The organism is Streptomyces sp. NPDC058052 (assembly GCF_042885515.1).
Lineage (GTDB): Bacteria > Actinomycetota > Actinomycetes > Streptomycetales > Streptomycetaceae > Streptomyces.
In genome coordinates, this window is sequence record NZ_JBHVRX010000004.1 from 390,578 (window position 1) to 410,525 (window position 19,948).

The 19,948-nt window shown below is 73.6% G+C and carries 18 protein-coding genes; 5 read left to right on the forward strand and 13 right to left on the reverse strand.

Annotation, left to right across the window (positions count from 1 at the left end; genetic code table 11):
- Position 1: 1 nt before the first annotated feature.
- Positions 2–2,305, reverse strand: a complete 2,304-nt coding sequence (locus ACFVU3_RS08570; protein WP_390064832.1) for a hypothetical protein — start codon at positions 2,303–2,305, stop codon at positions 2–4.
- On the reverse strand, positions 2,305–2,826 hold the full coding sequence (locus tag ACFVU3_RS08575; protein ID WP_390064833.1) for a hypothetical protein: 522 nt from the start codon (positions 2,824–2,826) through the stop codon (positions 2,305–2,307). Before ACFVU3_RS08575 ends, ACFVU3_RS08570 begins: the two co-directional genes overlap by 1 nt.
- A gap of 230 nt (positions 2,827–3,056) precedes the next feature.
- Here ACFVU3_RS08575 and ACFVU3_RS08580 point away from each other — a divergent pair, with 230 nt between their 5' ends.
- From ACFVU3_RS08580 to ACFVU3_RS08590, 3 genes are all read left to right on the forward strand, one after another.
- A complete protein-coding gene (locus ACFVU3_RS08580) occupies positions 3,057–4,688 on the forward strand; it encodes a penicillin-binding transpeptidase domain-containing protein (protein WP_390064834.1) in 1,632 nt (543 codons plus the stop codon).
- Between the two features lie 169 nt (positions 4,689–4,857).
- Positions 4,858–5,346, forward strand: a complete 489-nt coding sequence (locus ACFVU3_RS08585) for a YbaK/EbsC family protein (protein WP_390064835.1) — start codon at positions 4,858–4,860, stop codon at positions 5,344–5,346.
- Positions 5,343–6,191 (forward strand): EamA family transporter, encoded by an 849-nt coding sequence (locus tag ACFVU3_RS08590; protein WP_390064837.1) that lies wholly within the window; start codon positions 5,343–5,345, stop codon positions 6,189–6,191. Before ACFVU3_RS08585 ends, ACFVU3_RS08590 begins: the two co-directional genes overlap by 4 nt.
- Before the next feature lie 28 nt (positions 6,192–6,219).
- Here ACFVU3_RS08590 and ACFVU3_RS08595 read toward each other — a convergent pair whose 3' ends face one another.
- The 8 genes from ACFVU3_RS08595 to ACFVU3_RS08630 all read right to left on the reverse strand — a co-directional run bounded on the left by ACFVU3_RS08595 (position 6,220) and on the right by ACFVU3_RS08630 (position 12,395).
- Positions 6,220–6,567 (reverse strand): hypothetical protein, encoded by a 348-nt coding sequence (locus ACFVU3_RS08595; protein ID WP_390064838.1) that lies wholly within the window; start codon positions 6,565–6,567, stop codon positions 6,220–6,222.
- The gene (locus ACFVU3_RS08600) at positions 6,564–7,184 is read right to left on the reverse strand and encodes an RNA polymerase sigma factor (protein ID WP_390064839.1); all 621 of its coding nucleotides are present in this window, start codon (positions 7,182–7,184) and stop codon (positions 6,564–6,566) included. Before ACFVU3_RS08600 ends, ACFVU3_RS08595 begins: the two co-directional genes overlap by 4 nt.
- A 64-nt stretch (positions 7,185–7,248) precedes the next feature.
- A complete protein-coding gene (locus ACFVU3_RS08605) occupies positions 7,249–7,677 on the reverse strand; it encodes a hypothetical protein (protein WP_390064841.1) in 429 nt (142 codons plus the stop codon).
- 110 nt (positions 7,678–7,787) lie between these two features.
- Positions 7,788–8,531: an SDR family NAD(P)-dependent oxidoreductase gene (locus ACFVU3_RS08610; protein ID WP_390064842.1), complete on the reverse strand. Its 744-nt coding sequence runs from the start codon at positions 8,529–8,531 to the stop codon at positions 7,788–7,790.
- A 71-nt stretch (positions 8,532–8,602) separates the two neighbouring features.
- A complete protein-coding gene (locus tag ACFVU3_RS08615; protein WP_390064918.1) occupies positions 8,603–9,793 on the reverse strand; it encodes a serine hydrolase domain-containing protein in 1,191 nt (396 codons plus the stop codon).
- 40 nt (positions 9,794–9,833) lie between these two features.
- On the reverse strand, positions 9,834–10,589 hold the full coding sequence (locus ACFVU3_RS08620) for an energy-coupling factor ABC transporter ATP-binding protein (RefSeq protein ID WP_390064843.1): 756 nt from the start codon (positions 10,587–10,589) through the stop codon (positions 9,834–9,836).
- Positions 10,586–11,347, reverse strand: a complete 762-nt coding sequence (cbiQ, locus tag ACFVU3_RS08625) for a cobalt ECF transporter T component CbiQ (RefSeq protein ID WP_390064845.1) — start codon at positions 11,345–11,347, stop codon at positions 10,586–10,588. Before cbiQ ends, ACFVU3_RS08620 begins: the two co-directional genes overlap by 4 nt.
- Before the next feature lies 1 nt (position 11,348).
- Positions 11,349–12,395, reverse strand: a complete 1,047-nt coding sequence (locus ACFVU3_RS08630; protein WP_390064847.1) for an energy-coupling factor ABC transporter permease — start codon at positions 12,393–12,395, stop codon at positions 11,349–11,351.
- Between the two features lie 243 nt (positions 12,396–12,638).
- Between ACFVU3_RS08630 and ACFVU3_RS08635 the strand changes: the two genes are divergently transcribed.
- Complete coding sequence (locus ACFVU3_RS08635) at positions 12,639–12,983, forward strand: SsgA family sporulation/cell division regulator (protein ID WP_390064848.1); 345 nt, start codon at positions 12,639–12,641, stop codon at positions 12,981–12,983.
- 96 nt (positions 12,984–13,079) lie between these two features.
- On the opposite strand, the gene ACFVU3_RS08640 is transcribed toward ACFVU3_RS08635, so the two are convergent.
- The gene (locus ACFVU3_RS08640) at positions 13,080–15,239 is read right to left on the reverse strand and encodes an MMPL family transporter (RefSeq protein ID WP_390064850.1); all 2,160 of its coding nucleotides are present in this window, start codon (positions 15,237–15,239) and stop codon (positions 13,080–13,082) included.
- A 120-nt stretch (positions 15,240–15,359) separates the two neighbouring features.
- Positions 15,360–15,932, reverse strand: a complete 573-nt coding sequence (locus ACFVU3_RS08645; RefSeq protein WP_390064852.1) for a TetR/AcrR family transcriptional regulator — start codon at positions 15,930–15,932, stop codon at positions 15,360–15,362.
- Between the two features lie 168 nt (positions 15,933–16,100).
- Between ACFVU3_RS08645 and ACFVU3_RS08650 the strand changes: the two genes are divergently transcribed.
- Positions 16,101–19,391, forward strand: a complete 3,291-nt coding sequence (locus tag ACFVU3_RS08650) for a S41 family peptidase (RefSeq protein ID WP_390064853.1) — start codon at positions 16,101–16,103, stop codon at positions 19,389–19,391.
- Here ACFVU3_RS08650 and ACFVU3_RS08655 read toward each other — a convergent pair.
- On the reverse strand, positions 19,334–19,864 hold the full coding sequence (locus tag ACFVU3_RS08655) for a GNAT family N-acetyltransferase (RefSeq protein ID WP_390064854.1): 531 nt from the start codon (positions 19,862–19,864) through the stop codon (positions 19,334–19,336). The genes ACFVU3_RS08650 and ACFVU3_RS08655 overlap by 58 nt on opposite strands.
- Positions 19,865–19,948 lie beyond the last annotated feature (84 nt).

Below are 19,948 nucleotides of genomic sequence, written 5' to 3' on the forward strand. Positions count from 1 at the left end.
ATCACTTGTCCTTTTCCAGCGCCTTGGGAACACCCACGCCGTCGACGAAGTCTCCGACGGCGGCCTGGGCGTTGGTGAAGCCCAGCTCCGTCTCCGTGGCGACCAGCGACACGATGTGGGGCGACGGGTTGCCGGACTTCTCGCCGGCGTCCTGGGCGGCCTTCTCCACGAGGCGGAACGTGGAGTCGCGGGTGTCGCCGATCTCCTCGCCGTTGCGGTAGATGACCTCGCCCGAGCTGTCCTTCATCAGGCCCTCGGTGAGGCTGCCGATGATCTCGCCCGCGACCGTCTCCGCGACGCCGCCGGCGATGACTCCGCCCGGGCCCACCATCGATGCGGTGCCGACGCCCACGCCGATGCCGACGAGGGACTCCCCGAGCTCGCCCGCCTTCGTGATGGCGTCGTTGAACTCGGCGTCCTTGTTGCCGGCGTCCAGCTCGCTCGCGTACGCCCGGCCGGCGCCCAGGGTTCCCTGGATCTCGCCCGCGTTCCGGGCGATGTCCTTGATGGCGGGCTCCAGGTTCTGCGTGGGCGTGTACTTGTCGTCCTGGACGTACGCCTCGGGATGGGCGAAGTGGTACTCCATCGCCGACGCCGTGTAGGCGTGCTGGCCCACGGTCAGTGCGGCGTACCCCTCGGGGTTCTGCCCGACCGCGTACATGAAGCGCGTGAGGTCCTGCTCGCCGAGCTCCGCCACCGCGCCCTGCACCGGGTAGAGCTTGTCCACGTTGACCTCCGCCGCGCTCAGACCGCGGTGGATGTCCGCCATGTACTCGGCGGAGATCTGGCCCATGCTGTCCGACATGAAGCCGTTGTCGGTGAGGCGGGACGGGACCTCGGAGACGGACTTGACGAGGTCGCCGTACAGCTTCGCCTGTTCCGGCGAGTGCGTGCTCGTGGCCGGGGTCGGGAGTTCGCCCGCCGGGTGACCCGTCGTGGCGGCCTCCAGGGCGGCGGCGAGGTAGTTCTTGCCGGAGATGCTCTTCTCGCCCTCCGAGTCCTGGTCCTGCACCCACTCCCGCTCCTCGAAGAGGTACTGGAAGTTGGAGAGGCCGATGTGGCCCTTGTTGCCGTCGCCGTCGGTGTCGCGCTTGAAGGGGTTGTTCTCGGTGTCCTTCGCGATGAACTCCGAGGTGAAGAACTCGGTCGCCGCGTCGGGGCTGTTGGAGAGGGCCTTCATGTAGCCGGTCATCGGGTCGAAGCCGGCGTCGGTGCCGGTGGCGTTCAGGTGGGGCCAGAGGCCGCCGCCGTAGTAGCCCCAGATCTGCTCGGGGCGGCGGCCGTCGCGCACGCCCTCCTGCTCCTTGGCGAGCATGTTGCTGCCGTAGCTGGTGAGGAAGTCGTCGTCGTAGTCGCCCCAGCGCATGAGGTTGCTCATCACGACGTAGCCGGAGACGCCGCTGCCGGGGCCGATCGGCTTCTCGACGGCCTGGAGCATGTCGAACTTCCACCGCGACATGTCCGGGCTCGCGCTCTGCGTGGCGTTGGCGAGGGTCAGGCCGAGGTTCTTCTGGAGGTCCTTGTACTGCTCGTACCGCTTGCCGTCGGCGGGCTGGTCCCGGTCGTTCAGGTCGTTCAGGTTCGCCCAGAAGTCGAGGGTGCCCCGGGCGCCGAGCTTCTGGGCGAAGGCGGAGGCGAAGAGGTCGTCGCCGTGGTACTTGGTGAGGCCGGCGAGCAGCGTGTCGAACTCGGCCTCCGTCAGCTTCTTCGGGTCCTTCTTCGCCAGGTTCGCGAGGTTCTCGGCCGTCCTCATCGCGTCGGCGGCCTGGTCCCGGTCGCCGTACTTGGCGTCGCCGAAGCCCTTCCCGGCCTGGTCGACCAGGGCGCGCAGGACCTTGGCGGCGGAGCTGTCGCTCTCCGCGGCGCCGGAGATGATCCGGTCGATCTGGTCGCGGACGCCGTCGACGGTGCTCTGCTTGACGTCCTTGCCGGCGTCGCCGTCCATGGCCTTGGCCACGAAGTTCTTCCCGGAGGGGACGACGGAGACCATCTGGAGCCGGGCCGTGGCGATGGCCCCCTCCAGGTCGGTCTTGGCCTTCTTCAGCTCGCCGAGGGTGTCGCGGAGGATGTTGCGGATGGAGGTGGCCTGCGTGTGCGCGTCGCCGAACTCGCCGGCGGTCTTGTCGATGAACTTCCGCCCGACCTGCGAGTTCACGCCCTGCCAGTCGGCCTTGGCGGCGGCCCCCTTCAGGCCCTCGCTCGCGTCCTTCTCCAGCTTCTCCAGGTTGGTGACAAGGGTGTTCCAGTCGGTCAGCGCCGTGTCGAGCGTGCCGAACTTGGCGTGCAGCAGGGTGTCGAAGTCCATCACTTGCCGTCCTTCTTGTCGCCCTTGTCTTCCTTCTCGCCGTACACGCCGTTCGGCTTGCCGGGCTCGGAGGCCCGCTCGTCGAAGCCCGCGTCGAGGGTGGCGATGCCGCTCATGCGCCGCTCGATGAAGATCTCGTCGCCGGCGTGGGCGTTCTTCGTGTAGTCCATGTGGTTCGAGATGTGGGCGCAGGCGTCCATGAGATCCGCCAGGGCGGACGCCCACCTGATGGAGACGTGGCTGAGCGCGCCGCCCAGGTCGAAGCCCTGGCCGGAGAGGTCGGAGGCGGCGGAGTCGGTGGTGGCCTCGGCGACCCTGCCCTCGCGCCACAGCCGGTTGTAGAGGCCGAAGGCGTGGTCGCCGATCTTGGCGAGGTGCTCGTTGACGACCTTGAGGTCGCCCTGGCTGTTGGTGGAGAGCGACTTGCCGTCCTGCTCGTCCGGCACCCGGTTCAGCTGCATCCGGGTCGAGGACGCCCCGGAAGCCTCCGCTTTGAGCTGGTTCCACTCGTCCCACGCCATGGTGGCTCCTCCTCGTCGACCCGTCGATGCGGTAGCAACGCCGGACCGCATCCTATTGAGGGACACGAGCGGCGCCACCGCCGGGACGGGGGTTCCGGGGCCTTCACACGTCCTTCGCAAGGGAAAATTCCGTTTGCGGTGGGATGGGGCGGGTGTGACCCGACCACGCTCGACAGTTGTCGGTGGCGGCTGCTTGACTCGATGGTCCACACGGGGAGGGGAACCCAGTCATGCGCAGTGGAGTCAGAACGGGGATCGTCGGGGGAGTGTTCCTGGTCGTCGCCGGCGGCGTCGGGTACGGGGGGTACAACCTCTGGACCGGGATCACCGGCGGTTCGACGGACATCGGGACGCAGTCGGCGCCGCGGACGGGGCCGGTGACGCCGGAGGAAGTCACCGCGACCGCGCGGGAGTTCCTCGCCGCCTGGGCGGCCGGCGAGGCCGATCGGGCCGGTCAGATGACGAACGATCCGGTGACGGCGGGCCCGGCGATCGCCTCGTACCGGGAGGGGGCCGGCGTCTCGGAGGCACGGATCACGCCCGGGACGCCGGTCGGGGCGACGGTGCCGTTCACCGTGACGGCGACCGTGACGTACGGCGGGGTGTCGAAGCCGTGGACGTACGAGTCGAAGCTCGCCGTGGTCCGCGGCGAGTCCACCGGCCGGCCGCTGGTGCGGTGGGCGCCCGCCGTGCTGCACCCGAAGCTCACCGCCGGCGCCACGCTGCGGACCGGCACGGCGAAGGCCCCGGCGGTGAGGGCCGTCGACCACAAGGGCGTCGCGCTGCCGCCCGAGAAGTACCCCTCCCTCGGACCCGTCCTTGACGCGCTGCGGCAGCGGTACGGCGGGAAGGCCGGCGGCGAGGCCGGGGTCGAGACCTGGATCGAGAACGAGAACGGCACGCCGAGCAGCACGCTCCTCGTGCTGTCGGCCGGGAAGCCCGGCGAGCTGCGGACGACCATCGACGCCGAGGTGCAGGCGGCGGCGGAGAAGGCGGTGAAGCGGTTCCCGAAGGCGGCCGTCGCCGCCGTCGAGCCGTCGACGGGAGCGATCCGGGCGGTCGCCAACAACCCCGCCTCCGGCTTCAACACCGCCTTCCAGGGCAAGCAGGCCCCCGGCTCCACGATGAAGATCGTGTCGGCCGCGATGATGATGCGGTACGGGATCGCCCAGCCGGGCACGCCCGTCGAGTGTCCGGCGACCGTGCAGTGGGACGGGGCCACCTTCCAGAACCTCGGCCGCTTCACCACCTCCGGCGATCTGACCAACGCGTTCGCCATGTCCTGCAACACCGCCTTCATCAAGGCGATCAAGCCCCTCCAGGCCAAGGGCGTCCACAACACCGCGCTCGGCGACACCGCCCGCGAGTGGTTCGGACTCGGCGAGTTGTGGTCGGTCGGCGTGCAGACCACCGACGGGTCCGTGCCCGAGTCCAGCGGCACCGAGACCGCCGCCTCGTACATCGGCCAGGGCAGGATCACCATGAACGCGCTCAACATGGCGTCGGTCTCCGCCACCGTGAAGGACGGCCGCTTCCGGCAGCCGTACCTGGTCCCGAAGGACCTGGACGGGCGGGAGTTCGCCACCGCCGAGCCGCTGCCGGACGCGGTCGCCTCCGGGCTCCGGAAGATGATGAAGGAGACGGCCACCGGCGCGCGCGGCACCGCCGTGCGGGCGATGACCGGGGTGCCGTCGCCCAAGGGCGCGAAGACGGGTTCGGCGGAGGTCGGGACGCAGTCCACCTCCAACAGCTGGTTCACCGGCTACTCGGGCGACCTCGCCGCCGCGGCCGTCGTCGAGGCCGGCGGCCACGGCAGCGACGCGGCGGGCCCGGTGGTGGCGGACGTGCTGAAGGCGGGCTAGCCGGGCCTTTCCTTCCGGGTTCCTCCGGGTTCCTTCCGGGTTCCTTCCGGGTTCCTTCCGGGTCGGGCCGGCAGGATCCGGAAGGAAACCCCGGTCCGGACGCCCCCCCCGGTGACCAGGGGGCGGAAAGGCGTCGCATGGCTCGTACACCTACCGCTACCGTGCGGGCATGACGACCGACGCCTCCGCCGCCCACCCCCAGTTCGCCGCCGCCCTCGCCGAGGCGGGCCTCGACGTCGAGGTCCGCCGCTTCCCCGACGAGACGCGCACCGCGCAGCAGGCCGCCGACGCCATCGGCTGCCGGGTCTCCGAGATCGTGAAGTCGCTGATCTTCGCCGCCGACGGGGTGCCGGTGCTGGTCCTGATGGACGGGGCCTCGCGGGTGGACGTCGAGCGGGTCCGGGAGGCGCTGGGCGCCGGGGAGGTCACGCGGGCCGACGCGCGCGTGGTCCGCGAGACGACCGGGTACGCGATCGGCGGCGTACCGCCCTTCGGGCACCGCACCCGGACCCGCGTCCTCGCCGACGAGGGCCTGCTCGACCACGCCCTGGTGTGGGCGGCGGCCGGCACCCCGCACTCCGTCTTCGCCCTGCCCCCGAAGGAACTGATCGCCCACGCGGGCGCGACCCTCGCGGACGTGCGTGAGCGTACGGCGTGACGCCATTGGTCGCGTGCGTGGTGCTGATCGCGGCGGTCACGCACGCGTCGTGGAACGCCCTCGCCCACCACATCCGGGACCAGCTGCTCTCCTTCACCCTCATCGCGGGCGGCGGAGCGCTGATCGGCCTGGCGCTCGTCCCCTTCGTCCCCGTGCCCGCCGCCGGGGCGTGGCCGTACCTGATCGCCTCGGCGGCGCTGCACGTCGCCTATTACGCGCTGCTGATGAAGTCCTTCACGCTGGGGGACTTCGGGCAGATGTACCCGATCGCGCGCGGTACGGCCCCGCTGGTCGTGACGCTCCTCGCGGCCGTCTTCGTCCACGAGGTGCCGGACAGCCGGCAGCTCCTCGGCGTGGCCGTGGCGTGCGCGGGCCTGACCGGCCTCGCCCTGTGGGGCGTCCGCGGCAAGGGCGCGTCGCAGGGGCCGGCGCTGCTCGCGGCCCTCGCCACCGGCCTGTCCATCGCCCTGTACACGGTCGTCGACGGCGTCGGCGTCCGCGCCTCCGGCACCACGCTCGGCTACATCGCCTGGCTGATGGTCCTGGAGGGCCTGGTCATCCCGGCGTACGCCCTGGCGGTCCGGCGCCGCGCGCTCCTGCCCGCGCTGCGCCCGCACGCGGCGCGCGGCCTCCTCGGCGCGGCCCTCTCGGTCGCCGCCTACGCCCTCGTCCTCTGGGCCCAGACCCAGGCCCCCCTCGCCCCCATCGCCGCCCTCCGCGAGTCGTCCATCATCGTCGGCGCCGCCATCGGCGCCCTCTTCTTCAAGGAGCGCTTCGGCGGCCCCCGGGTCGCCGCGGCCGGCCTGATGGTGGTGGGGATCGGCCTGATGCTGCACATGGGCTGAGCCCGGGCGGCGGCCGCCGCCCCGCGCCCTACGGCACGGGGGTGGGGTGCGCGACGGACGGGGCCGCCGGGCCCGGGGTCCGTGTCGGCGGCGGGGACGGCGGCGCGGACGGCGTGACGTCGCGGCTCGGCCGGTGGGCGGGCGGGACGGGGGCCGGCGAGGTGCCGGTGGGGAGCAGGGTGAGGACCGCGAGCGCGGCCGCGACCACGACGGCGGCGAAGGCGGCTCCGCAGACACGGCGGGTGCCCCAGGTGCGGCCCTCGGGAGGGGCGGCGGGGCGCAGGTCCCGGTGGGTGAGGAGGGCGGCCCGGGCGGCGAGGGCGGCGCGGAGGCGGTCCTCGGCGGGGGTCCCTCCGGGGCGGCGCGGGGTCGTCATCGGGACGCCTCCAGTCTCTTCTCCAGGGCGTCGAGGGCTCGGCTGGCGGTGGATTTGACGGTGCCCCGGGAGAGGCCGAGGGTCTGGGCGATCTGCGCCTCGGTGAGCCCGGACCAGTAGCGCAGGACGAGCACCTCGCGCTGGCGGCGGGTGAGTCCGGCCAGGGCGTCGAGGACCTCGCGGTGCTCCTCGGCGAGGAGGAGCCCCTCGTCGACGGGCGGTCCGGCGCCCTGGTGGGGCGGGGTGTAGGCGCGGGCGGTGCGGCGGCGGCGCAGGACGGAGCGGGACGCGTTGACGACGGCGGTGTGCAGGTACGCGCCGGGGTCCTGGAGGCCGGCGAGCGAGGTGCCGTACGCGCGGCAGACCGCGGCGAAGGCGTCCTGGACGACGTCCTCGGCCGTGTGCAGGTCGTCGACCAGGAACAGCGCGAGCCGCACCATGTCGAGCCGCCAGGCCCGGTACAGCTCGGTCAGGGAGGGCGGTCGCCCCTCGTCGTGCCACGCCGGCGGCGCGCGCAGGGGGCGGCCCCGGGGCACGTGGACGTCCTCGGCGCGGGACACGCGCGCGAGGAGACGGGACCACCACGTCGGTGGCGCTGCGGCTGTCGCGTACTGCATGGGACTCGTTCCGGAGTGCCGGCGGGGAGGGGCGGGCCGGCCCGCCCCTCCCCCTTGCCTGGTGCTACTTCGCGGCGCCGGCGCCCGGGTGGATCACCTCGGGCGCGCGCTCGGGGGCGACGGGGGCCGGGACCGGGACCGGGGTCGAGACGGGGGCCGGAACCGGAGCCGGGGTCGAGACGGGGGCCGGAACCGGAGCCGGGGTGGCCTCGCCCGCCGGCGTACGCGGCGCCGCGGGCCTCGGCGTCACGGCCTTCGGCGCCGCGGGCCTCGGCGTCACGGCCTTCGGGGCCGCCGCCTCCGGCGCGGGCGCCGCCTGGGGAGCCGCCGGGGCCGGGGCCGCCTGGTCCGGCGCCGTGGCCTTCGGCGCGGCCGGGGCCGGGGCCGGGCCCGCGTCGGCGACGGCCTGGGCGGTGAAGGCGCCGCCGAGGAGGAGTCCGGCGGCGGTGAGGGCGCCGAGGATCCGGGGGCGGCGCGGAGATGCGGTGGACATGGGTTCTCCCGAGGGGGCGAGGGGACACGGTCTGAAGGGCGCCTTCAACCCACCAGACGTGCGGCACCTCCCGGGGTTGCGCCCCGGCCGGGAAATTCTCCGGAGCGGCCTCAGTCGCCCAGGATCTCGCGGAAGTGCCGGTTCACGGCCAGGAGGCCGCCGTCGACGCGGAGGGTGGTGCCGGTGATCCAGCCGGCGTCGGCGGAGCCGAGGAAGGCGACGGCGGCGGCGATGTCGTCGGGGGTGCCGACGCGGCCCAGGGGGTAGGCGCGCGCGGCGAGGGCGGCGAGCCCGGTCTCCTTGCCGGCCCAGGCGGGGGTGGCGACGGTCCCCGGGTTGACCTGGTTGACGCGGACCCCGAGGGCCGCCGCCTCCCCGGCGAGGGTGCGGGTGAAGGAGCCCAGGGCGGCCTTCGCGGCGCTGTAGGCGTGGTCGCCGAAGTCGGCCTCGGCGTTGACCGAGCCGACGGTGACGACCGCCCCGGCGCCGGCCGCGAGGTGCGGGAGGGCGGCGCGGGAGCAGTGGACGGCGCCGAGGAGGGTGCCGTCGAGCTGGCGGCGCCAGTGCTCGTCGGGGTCGTCGGCGAAGGGGACGAAGGCGTTGTTGACGAGGACGTGGAGGGCGGGCAGCTCCCGGAACACGCGGTCGATCGACGCGCGGTCGGTGATGTCGAGGCGGACGGCCGCGGCGTCGGGCAGCTCCGCCGCCACCCGCCGGGCCGCGGCCTCGTCGACGTCCGTGACGAGGACCCGCGCCCCCTCCGCCGCCAGCCGGCGCGCGGTCGCCGCGCCGATCCCGCTGCCCGCGCCGGTGATCAGCGCCGTCCGCCCCGCGTACCGCCTCGTGAGATCCACCCTCCGATCTCAGCACCGCCTGCGGGGCCACGGCTACCCTCACGGCCCGCCGTGACGGAGGAACCGGGCGGTCAGGCCGGGCCGGGCGGGAGGTTCCGGGCGTCGAGGGACGCGCGGACCGCGCGGACCAGGGCCTGGGCCCTCGGGTCCGAGGTGACCGTCTTGCGCATGCCGTTGGTGACGTAGGCGAAGGCGGTGCCGGAGTCGGGGTCGGCGAAGGCGAGGGAGCCGCCGCGGCCGGGGTGGCCGAAGGAGGTGGGGCCGAGGAGGGGAGAGGCGGGGCCGTGGAGCATGTGGCCGAGGCCGAAGCGGGTGCCCACCAGGAGGACCCGGTCCGGGCCCGCCGATTCCTCGGTGCGGGCCAGGGCGAGGGTCGCGGGGGCGAAGAGCCGGGGGGCGCCGTCGGCGAGGGGGCCGAGGGTGGCGGCGTAGAAGCGGGAGAGGGCGCGGGCGGTGGCGACGCCCGCCGCGCCGGGGAGTTCGGCGGCGCGGTAGGCCGGGTCGTTCTCGTCGGGCCGCGGGGTGATGACCTCGAAGGCGCGGCGGGTGAGGGAGCCGGGGTCCTCCCACGCCTGGGTGACCGAGCGCTTGGGGCGGAGGCGGAGGGCGCCGGTGTCCTCGGGGGCCTCCACGGGGGCGACGCGGCCGACGCGGTGGGCCTCGGTGCCGGGGAGGCCGATCCAGAGGTCGAGGCCGAGCGGGCCGGACACCTCGTCCGCGACCCAGTGGCCGAGGGTGCGGCCGGTGACGCGGTGGACCAGGCCGGAGAGGAGCCAGCTGAAGGTGTGGGCGTGGTAGCCGTGGGCGGTGCCGGGCTCCCAGACGGGCGCCTGGGCGGCGATGGCCGCGGTGGACGTCTCCAGGTCGGTGGCCTCGGCGAGGGTGAGCGGGCGGTCGAGGACGGGGACGCCCGCCTGGTGGGCGAGGAGCTGCCGGACCGTCACGCGGTCCTTGCCGGCCGCCTTGAACTCGGGCCAGTAGGTGGCGACGGGGGCGTCCAGGTCGATCCGGCCGCGCTGGTGGAGGAGGAGGGGGACGGCGGCGGCGACCCCCTTGGTGGCCGAGCGGACGATCTGCGCGGTGCCCTCTTCCCAGGGTTCCGTGCCGTCGGCGTCCTTGGTGCCCGCCCACAGGTCGACGACCTTCGCTCCGTCGTGGTGGACGGCGACCGCCGCGCCCTTCTCCCCGCGCTCCTCGAAGTTGCGCAGGAACGCGGCCCCGACCGGTTCCCAGCCCGGCGCCACCGTGCCCTGGACGTCCACCTGACCCACTCATCCTTTCGTATGAACGGGTCCCATGGTCTCAGGCGACGGAACCCGGAACGAATCCGAAAGGCAGTTCGAGCCGGTGGCGGGCCATGAGCTCCTCGTCGGAGAGGATCGCGCGGGTCGGGCCGTCCGCGGCGATCACGCCCTCGCTGAGGATCAGCGCGCGCGGGCAGAGCTCCAGGGCGTACGGCAGGTCGTGGGTGACCATGAGGACGGTCACGTCGAGGGAGCGCAGCACGTCGGCGAGTTCGCGGCGGGAGGCCGGGTCCAGGTTGGAGGACGGCTCGTCCAGGACGAGGATCTCGGGCTCGGTGGCGAGGACGGTCGCGACGGCGACCCGGCGCCGCTGGCCGAAGGAGAGGTGGTGCGGGGGCCGGTCGGCGTACGCGGCCATGCCGACGCGGGCCAGCGCCCGCTCCACGACCGCGTCCAGCTCGGCGCCGCGCAGTCCGGCCGCGGCCGGGCCGAAGGCGACGTCCTCGCGGACGGTCGGCATGAAGAGCTGGTCGTCGGGGTCCTGGAAGACGATGCCGACCTTCCGCCGGATCTCCGCCATGTGCTTCTTGCCGACGGGCAGCCCGGCGACGGTGACGCTGCCCGCGCCGGCGGCGAGGATGCCGTTGAGGTGGAGGACGAGGGTGGTCTTGCCGGCGCCGTTGGGGCCGAGGAGCGCGACCCGCTCGCCGCGCCCGATGGTGAGGTTCACGCCGAAGAGGGCCTGGTGGCCGTCGGGGTAGGCGTAGGCGAGGCCGCGCACGTCGAGGGAGGGGGCGGTGGTCATCGTGGTCATCCCAGGAGGGCGAGGAGGCGGATCGAGAGGGCGGCGAGCGGCAGCGCCAGGGCGGTCGCCCACTGGGCGCGGGCGGCGGGCCGCTCGTCGAGGACCGGCATGGTGCCGGCGTAGCCGCGGCTGACCATGGCGAGGTGGACGCGTTCGCCGCGCTCGTAGGAGCGGATGAAGAGCGCGCCGGCGGACTTGGCGAGGACGCCCCAGTGCCGGACGCCGCGGGCCTCGAAGCCGCGGGAGCGGCGGGCGATGGACATCCGGCGCATCTCGTCGGTGATGACGTCGCCGTACCGGATCATGAACGAGGCGATCTGGACGAGCAGCGACGGCAGGCCGAGGCGCTGGAGTCCGAGGATCAGGGCGCGGAGTTCGGTGGTGGCGGCGAGGAGCACGGAGGCGGCGACGCCGAGGGTGCCCTTGGCGAGGATGTTCCAGGCGCCCCACAGCCCGGGGAGGCTCAGGGAGACGCCGAGGACCGTCGTCCGCTCGCCGGGGACCACGAAGGGCATGAGCAGGGCGAAGGCGACGAAGGGGATCTCGATGGCGAGCCGCCGCAGCAGGAAGCCGGCGGGGACACGGGCCGCCGCGGCGACCGCGGCGAGCAGCGTCGCGTAGCCGGCGAAGGCCCAGACGGCCTCGCGCGGGGTGGTGACGACGACCAGCACGAAGCCGAGGACGGCGACGAGCTTGGTGTGCGGGGGCAGGCCGTGCACCGGCGAGTCCCCCCGCCGGTACAGCTTGTGCGCGTGCCCCGCTCCCATGTCAGACCCGGGCGCCGGTCTCGGCCGTACGCCGGCGGTGGCGGACGGCCCAGAAGGCACCGGTGCCGACGGCGAGGGTGAGGCCGACGCCGATCACGCCGGCGAGGCCGCCGGAGAGGCGGGCGGAGTCGACGCCCCGGACGCCGTAGTCGGCGAGCGGGGAGTCGGCGGTGGCGTGCTCGTACTCCTCGGCCTTGGCGTCGATGCCCTGGTCGGCGGCGACCTTCTCCAGGCCGTCGGGGCTCTGGGACGCGTAGAAGGAGACGACGCCGGCGAGGACGAGGGCGGTGACGACACCGCCGATCCACACCTTCTTCGTGCTCTTCGGGGCGGGGGCGGCGGGGGCCTCGGCCGGGGCCGCGTCGACGAGTTCGCCGTCGACGCGGAGCTTCAGCGGGGCGGTGAGGCCGCGGGCGCCGTGCACGAGGTCGGGACGGACGGCGAGGACGGCGCCGACGGTGAGGGCGGTGATGGCGGCCTCGCCGACGCCGATGAGGACGTGGACGCCGAGCATGGCGGTGAGGACCTTGCCGATCGGCACGTCCGTGGTGCCGCCGACGGCGTAGACCAGGGTGAAGGCGGCGGCCGAGGCCGGTACGGAGACGAGCGCGGCGACGAAGGTCGCGGCGGTGACGCCGCCCCGGGTGCGGGGCAGCACGAGGCGCAGGCCGCGGAAGAGGAAGTGGGCGGTGACGACGGTCACCACGCCCATGACGGTGATGTTGACGCCGAGGGCGGTGAGGCCGCCGTCGGCGAAGAGGACGCCCTGCATGAGCAGGACGACGGCGATGCACAGGACGCCGGTCCAGGGGCCGACGAGGATCGCGGCGAGCGCGCCTCCCAGGAGGTGCCCGCTGGTGCCCGCGGCGACCGGGAAGTTGAGCATCTGGACGGCGAAGACGAAGGCGGCGACGAGGCCCGCGAGCGGGGCGACCTTCTCGTCGAGTTCTTTGCGCGCGCCGCGCAGGCTCACGGCGACGGCGCCGGCGGCGACGACGCCGGCGACGGCCGACACGGGAGCGTTGATGAATCCGTCAGGTACATGCACGACCCGAATGATGAGCGCTCCTGCAAACGACTTGCAAGAGCGTACGGGTCACAAGATGGCGTAGGCACCGGCGCACGGGGCAGACGTGTGAGCCCGGCCACTGTCCGGCCACATCGGGAGTGAGCGCGCCGATACGGGGGAAGAATGCGACATTGAGTAGCAAAACGCACACGACCGCATGCCCGTGACCGCATTACACGACCGCATTCCACGACCGCATTCCTGCGAAGTGAGGAGCCCGCGATGGCCGTCGTCGAGGACCGTGCCCGAGGCCGGCTGATCGGCGACGCCCCGGTCGCCCGGGCCGTACCCGTGACCCTGCGCTACGACCCCGGCTTCTCCCCCGCCACCGTCCGCTTCGTCCTCCCCGGCGGGGTCGAATGGTCCTTCCCCCGCACCCTCCTGGAGGACGGGCTGCGGGAGCCCGCGCACCGCGGCGACATCGCGGTCTGGCCGTGCGGGCGGGCGCAGACGGTGGTGGAGTTCCACGGCGAGGACGAGGTCTCCGTCGTCCAGTTCGACAGCGTCGCCCTGAACCGGTTCCTGGAACACACGTACGCCCTCGGTACGTCGCTGACGACGCACTGACGGCGTACGGCCGCGTCGGCTCCCCGTCCCCACAGGTCCCGGCGCGGTCCGGGGCGCGCCCCCCGCTCAGGGGCCGCCCCGGGGACTACGGGGGTGTCACGCCTTCACGAGGTCCGGCTTCGCGGCGCCCGCGTGGTCCTCGGCGAGCCCCTCGCCCTCCACGTCCACGTTGGGCAGCGCCCGGTCGAGCCACTTCGGCAGCCACCACGCCTTGTGGCCGAGGAGCGCGAGGACGGCCGGGACGATGGCCATGCGGACGACGAAGGCGTCGAAGAGGACGGCGACGGCGAGGCCGAAGCCGATCATCTTGATCATCTGGTCGGTCATCCCGATGAAGCCGGAGAAGACCGCGATCATGATCACCGCAGCGGCGGTGACCACCCGGGCGCTGTGCCGGAAGCCGGTCACGATCGCCTCGCCGGGCCGCTCGCCGTGGACGTACGCCTCGCGCATCCGGGTCACGAGGAAGACCTCGTAGTCCATCGCGAGGCCGAAGACCACGCCGACCATGAAGATCGGCATCATCGACATGATCGGGCCGGTCTGCTCGACGCCGAACAGGCTGCCCAGCCAGCCCCACTGGAAGACCGCGACGACGGCGCCGAGGGCGGCGACCACCGACAGCAGGAAGCCGAGGGCGGCCTTGAGCGGGACCAGGATCGAGCGGAAGACCACGGTCAGCAGGACGAAGGCGAGGCCGACGACGAGTGCCAGGTAGGGCACGAGGGCGTCGTTCATCTTCTGCGAGAAGTCGATGTTCATCGCGGTGGCGCCGGTGACGAGGACGTCGTCGCCGGTGGCGCCGCGGATGTCGTGGACCAGGTTCTCGGTGGCGCCGGAGGACGGGCGGTCCTTCGGGATCACCGTGATCATGGCGGCGTCGCCGGCCTTGTTGGGCGTGACCGGAGTGACGGCGGCGATGCCGTCGAGGCCCTTGATGGTGGCGGCCGTCTTGTCGGCGGTGGCCCTGTCGCCGTCGACGACGACGAGCAGCGGGCCGTTGAAGCCGGGGCCGAAGCCGTCGGAGAGCAGGTCGTAGGCGCGGCGCTCGGTCGCGGAGACCGGCTTCACGCCGTCGTCGGGCAGGCCCATCTCCAGGGAGGCGGCCGGGACGGCGATGGCGCCGAGGCCGATGACGCCGGCCAGCAGGACGAAGAGCGGGCGGCGGAGGACGAAGCGGGCCCAGCGGGTGCCGGCGTTCGGCTTCCCGGACTTCTCCGGGGCCCCGGCGCCCTGGCGCTGCTTGCGGCCGAGCACCTTGTCACCGGCGAAGCCGAGCAGCGCCGGGATGAGGGTGAGGGCGATCAGGACGGCGATGACGACGGTGCCGGCGGCGGCGAAGCCCATCTTCGTCAGCATCGGGATGTTGACGACGGCGAGACCGACGAGGGCGATGACGACGGTGAGTCCGGCGAAGACCACGGCCGAGCCGGCGGTGCCGGTGGCGCGGCCGGCGGCCTCCTCCTTGTCCCGCCCGTCGGCCAGTTCGGCGCGGTAGCGGGAGACGATGAAGAGGGCGTAGTCGATGCCGACGGCGAGGCCGATCATCATCGCGAGGGTGGACGTGGTGGTGCCGAGGTCCAGGACGCTGGCGAGCGCGGTGATCGCGGAGACGCCGATGCCGACGCCGATGATGGCGGTGAGCAGCGGGAGTCCGGCCGCGACGAGCGAGCCGAAGGTGATGACGAGGACGATGCCGGCGATGACGACGCCGACGATCTCGCCGGCGCCGGTCTCGGGCATGGTCTGGAGGGCGTCGCCGCCGAGCTCGACGGTCAGGCCCTTGCCCTGGGCCGCGTGTCCGGCCTGCTTGAGGGCCTCACGGGTCTCGTCGGTCAGCTCCATCCCGTTGACCTTGTAGGCGACGGAGACGTAGGCGGTGGAGCCGTCCCGGGAGACGGCCTGGGCCGTGTAGGGGTCGGAGACGGAGACGATCTGGTCCGAGCCGGACTTCAGCGCGGCGACGGTCTCCTCGACGACGGCCTTGGGGGCCGCGTCGGTCATCTTGGTGCCGTCGGGGGCCTTGAAGACGACCCGGGCGGTGGCGCCGTCGGCGCCGGCGCCGGGGAAGCGCTCTTCGAGCAGGTCGAAGGCTCGCTGGGCCTCGGTGCCGGGGATGGAGAAGGAGCTGGAGGTCGCCGCGGGCGCGGTGGCGGCGCCGACTCCGGCGAGCGCGAGGAGCGCCACCCAGAGGAGGGCGACGAGCCGTCGGCGCCGGAAGGCGGTGCGGCCCAGCTTGTACAGGAAGGTGGCCACGGGTGCGTACTCCCATAGTGGGGCGGGACAGGGCATGGGGAGCCGGCCCGACGGCGTGAGCGGTGCGCAGTCAGGTGGAGCAGGGGACTTGCGGGTCCGACCCGGGGGTCGGGGGTGGGGTCAGACGCCGAGTGAGGGGAGCACGACGGCGTCGACGTAGGCGCTGAGGAAGGCGTGGTCGACCGGCTGGTCGTCGACCAGCGGGCGGGCGACGAACGCTCCGATCAGCATGTGCGGGACGAGCTTGAGAGCCGGGTTGTCCGGGTCGATCTCGCCGCGCCGGACGGCACGGGCGAGGACCTCGTCGAAGCTGTTCAGCTCGGGTTCGATGAGCAGCTCGCGCAGGGCCCGGTGCAGGTCCGGGTTGTCGTGGACGGCATGGGCGAGACCCCGCATCAGCGCGGTGTCCTTCTCCATCTGGCAGTCGTCGGTGAGGGCCATGAGGGCCTGGAAGTCGCCGCGCAGCGAGCCGGTGTCGATCTCGGTGAGATTGACCGGCTTGTTGTGGCGCAGGGCCCGGGCGACCAGCTCCGGCTTGCTCCCCCACTGGCGGTAGAGGGTGGCCTTGCTGGAGTGGGTGCGGGCGGCGACGGCGTCCATGGTGAGGGCGTCGTAGCCGACCTCGCGGAGGAGGTCGAGCACGGCCGCGTACAGCTCGGACTCACGCTCGGGGGTGAGTCTGCTGCGGGCCATGCGGAACCTCCGGCCGAACGAAACGGTTTCGTACTCTTCGTACGGTACGAAGGTACCCCGCCGCACAGCGAAACGAAACCGTTTCGTACGTGTCGTGGGCCACAGCGCCGGCGAACCCGTACGACCGTACGAGTTGCCGCACCCCCTCCGCGCGGAAAGCATGAACGGGTGAGAGACGACGTGGCCTACCTCCGCTTCCCGCACCTCCACGACGACCTGCTGTGCTTCACGGCCGAGGACGACCTCTGGATCGCCCCCCTCGCCCCCGAGGGCGAACGCCCCGGCCGCGCCTGGCGGCTCACCGTCGACCGCACCCGGGCGGGACACCCCCGCTTCTCCCCCGACGGGCGCCACATCGCCTACACGAACTGGCGCAGCCTCGACCCCGAGATCCACCTCGTGCCGGTCGACGGCGGACCCGCCCGCCAGCTCACCCACTGGGGCTCCACCGACACCCGCGTCTGCGGCTGGTCCCCCGACGGGGACATCCTCGCCGTCTCCTCGCAGGGCCAGCCCTTCTCGTACTTCTCCTGGGCCTACACCGTCGCCACCGACGGCTCGCCCGGCGGCCGGATGCCCTGGGGACCCGTCTCCGACATCGCCGTCCGGGACGTCGACGGCGAGCGCCGCACCCTCCTGCTCACCGGCACCCCGCCGCATGAGCCCGCCGCCTGGAAGCGATACCGGGGCGGCGCCACCGGCCGCCTCTGGCTCCACGGCGAGCGGCTCCTGCCCGACATCGGCGGCCACCTCGCCGACCCGATGTTCGTCGCCGCGCCGCCCGGCGAGGAGGGGCACCGGGTCGCCTTCCTCTCCGACCACGAGGGCGTCGGCAACCTCTACTCCTGCCGCCCCGACGGCACCGGCCTGCGCCGCCACACCGACCACGCCGACTTCTACGCCCGGCACGCCTCCTCCGACGGGCGCCGGGTCGTCTACCAGTGCGCCGGCGAGCTGTGGATCGTCGACGACCTCACCGCCGGCTCCGTACCGCGCCGCCTGGAGGTCCGCCTCGGCGGCCAGCGGGCCGGCCGCCGCCCCTACCAGGTGCCCGCCTCCCGGCACGTCGACGCGCTCTCCGTCGACGAGACCGGCCGGGCCAGCGCCGTCGGCGTACGGGGCAGCCTGTACTGGCTCACCCACCGCGACGGACCCGCCCGCGCCATCACCGACACCCCCGGCGTCCGCGTCCGGCTCCCCGAGATGCTCGGCAGCGGCGGCCAGATCGCCTACGTCACCGACGCCGAGGGCGACGACGCCGTCGAGATCGCCTACCTGCCCCGGGCCAGCGGCGACCGGCCGCCGCGCCGGCTCGCCGCCGGGGAACTGGGCCGGGTCGAGGAACTGGTCGCCGACCCCGACGGCGAACGCCTCGCCATCGCCTCGAACGACGGCCGCCTCCTCCTCGTCGACGCCACCGAGGACTCCAACGGCGAGGTCACCGAACTCATCCGCTCCCTCAACGGCCCCGTCCGCGACCTCGCCTTCTCCCCCGACGGCGCCTGGCTCACCTGGTCCCACCCCGGCATCGGCCGCTCGCTGCGCTCCATCAAGCTGGTCCGCATCTCCGGCCCGGGACCGCGCGCGATCATCGACGTCACCAACGGCCGGTTCGAGGACGAGAACCCGGTCTTCACCAGCGACGGGCGCTACCTCGCCTTCCTCTCCTGGCGCGGCTTCGACCCCGTCTACGACGTCCACACCGGCGACCTGTCCTTCCCGCTCGGCTGCCGCCCCTACCTCGTCCCGCTCTCCTCCGCGACCCCCTCCCCCTTCGCCCTGCTCCCCGACGGGCGCCCGGCGGCCGGCGGCCTCGACCCGGCCGACGACGGCGCCGACACCGGCGACGGCACGGTCACCGTGGAGATCGAGGGCCTGCCCGACCGGGTCACCCCCTTCCCCGTCGCCGCCTCCAAGTACTCGGCGCTCGCCCCGGTCTCCGGCGGCGGACTCGTCTGGCTGCGCTGGCCCATCTCCGGCGCCCTCGGCGAGACCTTCGCCAACCCCGCCGACACCTCCGGCCGCCCCACCCTGGAGCACTACTCCGTCGTGAAGGCCCGCCGCACCGAACTCGCCCGCGACCTCGACTGGTTCGCGGTCAGCGGCGACGGCAGCCGGCTCGTCGTCTTCGACGAGGGCGAACTGCGCGCGGTCCCCGCCACCGAGCCCGGCGACGGCGACTCCACCGTCTACCTCGACCTGCGCCGCATCCTCCACGACGCCGACCCCGGCGCCGAATGGCGCCAGTCCTACGACGAGGCCGGGCGGATCGTCCGCGCCTACTTCTGGGAGCCCGGCATGGGCGGCGTCGACTGGACGGCGATCCTCGACCAGTACCGGCCGCTCCTCGAACGGGTCGCCTCCCCCGACGAGTTCGCCGACCTGCTCCGCGAGGTCATGGGCGAACTCGGCACCTCCCACGCCTACGTCACCCCCGCCCGGCGCAACGAGGGCCCCGCGCACTACCAGCGCCCCCAGGGCCTCCTCGGCGCCAACCTCGTGCCCCGGGACGGCGGCTGGGTGGTGAAGCGGATCCTGCCCGGCGAGTCCTCCGACTCCAAGGCCCGCTCCCCGCTGGCCGGCACCGGCATCCGCGAGGGCGCCGCCCTCACCCACGTCGACGGCCGGCCCGTCGACCCCGTCGCCGGCCCCTACCCGCTGCTCGCCGGCACCGGCGGCACCACCGTCGAGCTGACCTTCACCCCGGCCGGCGGCGAGGGCCGCTCCCGCCGCGTCGCCGTCGTCCCGCTCGTCGACGAACGCCCGCTGCGCTACCAGGACTGGGTCGCCAAACGCCGGGCCGTCGTCCGGGAGCTCAGCGGCGGCCGCTGCGGCTACCTCCACATCCCCGACATGGGCGGCTCCGGCTGGGCCCAGTTCAACCGCGACCTGCGGATGGAGGTCTCCCGCCCGGCCCTCATCGTCGACGTGCGCGGCAACGCCGGCGGCCACATCAGCGAACTCGTCGTGGAGACCCTCACCCGCAGGATCATCGGCTGGGACCTCACCCGCAACGCCCAGCCCGTCAGCTACGCCTCCAACGCCCCGCGCGGCCCGGTGGTCGCCCTCGCCGACGAGGCCACCTCCTCCGACGGCGACATGATCACCGCCGCCTTCAAGCTCCTCGGCCTCGGCCCGGTCGTCGGCCAGCGCACCTGGGGCGGGGTCGTCGGCATGACCGGCCGCCACAAGCTCGGCGACGGCACCCAGATCACCGTCCCCATGAACGCCGCCTGGTTCACCGAATGGGGCTGGTCGGTGGAGAACCACGGCGTCGTGCCCGACCTCGCCGTCCTCCGCACCCCGCTCGACTGGGCCGAGGGCCGCTACGCCCAGCTCGACGACGCCGTCCACAAGGCCCTCGCCCTGCTGGGCTCGGAGCCCGCGGCCGACCCGCCCGGCTACGAGGACGTGCCGGACCGCTCCCGCCCGAAGCTCCCGCCGAGGTCCAGCTCGTAGGCGGTGCCCAGCTCGCCGACCTCCAGGACGACGGCACCGACGGCACCGAAACCGGCGCGGGCGAGGACCGCGCGGGAGGCGTCGTTGCCGTGGGACACGACGGCCGTCAGCCTGCGGAGCCCGTACTCCTCCGCGGCCCGCCGGATCACCTCGCGCACCCCGAAGGTGGCGAGCCCCCGGCCGGTCGCCTTCTCGGCGAGCCGGTAGCCGAGTTCGGCGGTGCCCGCCTCCGGGTCCACGTCGTTGAGGTTGACCCGGCCCAGGACCTCGCCGCCGGCGGCGACGAGCACGTGGAAGTGGATCTCCCCGGCCTCCTGCGCCTCGATCAGCTCCCGGTGCCGGGCGTCGAACCCGGCGAAGTACGCGTCCCCCCGGTCGGGGACGCGGCCGGCGAAGAAGGCCCGGTTCTCGCGCTCGAAGACGAGAACGGCGGGAGCGTGGTCGGAGCGTATGCGCTCGAGTGCGACGGACATGGGAGGAGCGTACGAAGATCCCCCCGGCGCGCGCGCGTGAGTTACGCCACCGCACGCGCGAGGGGCGCACCCGGCGTCCCGGGT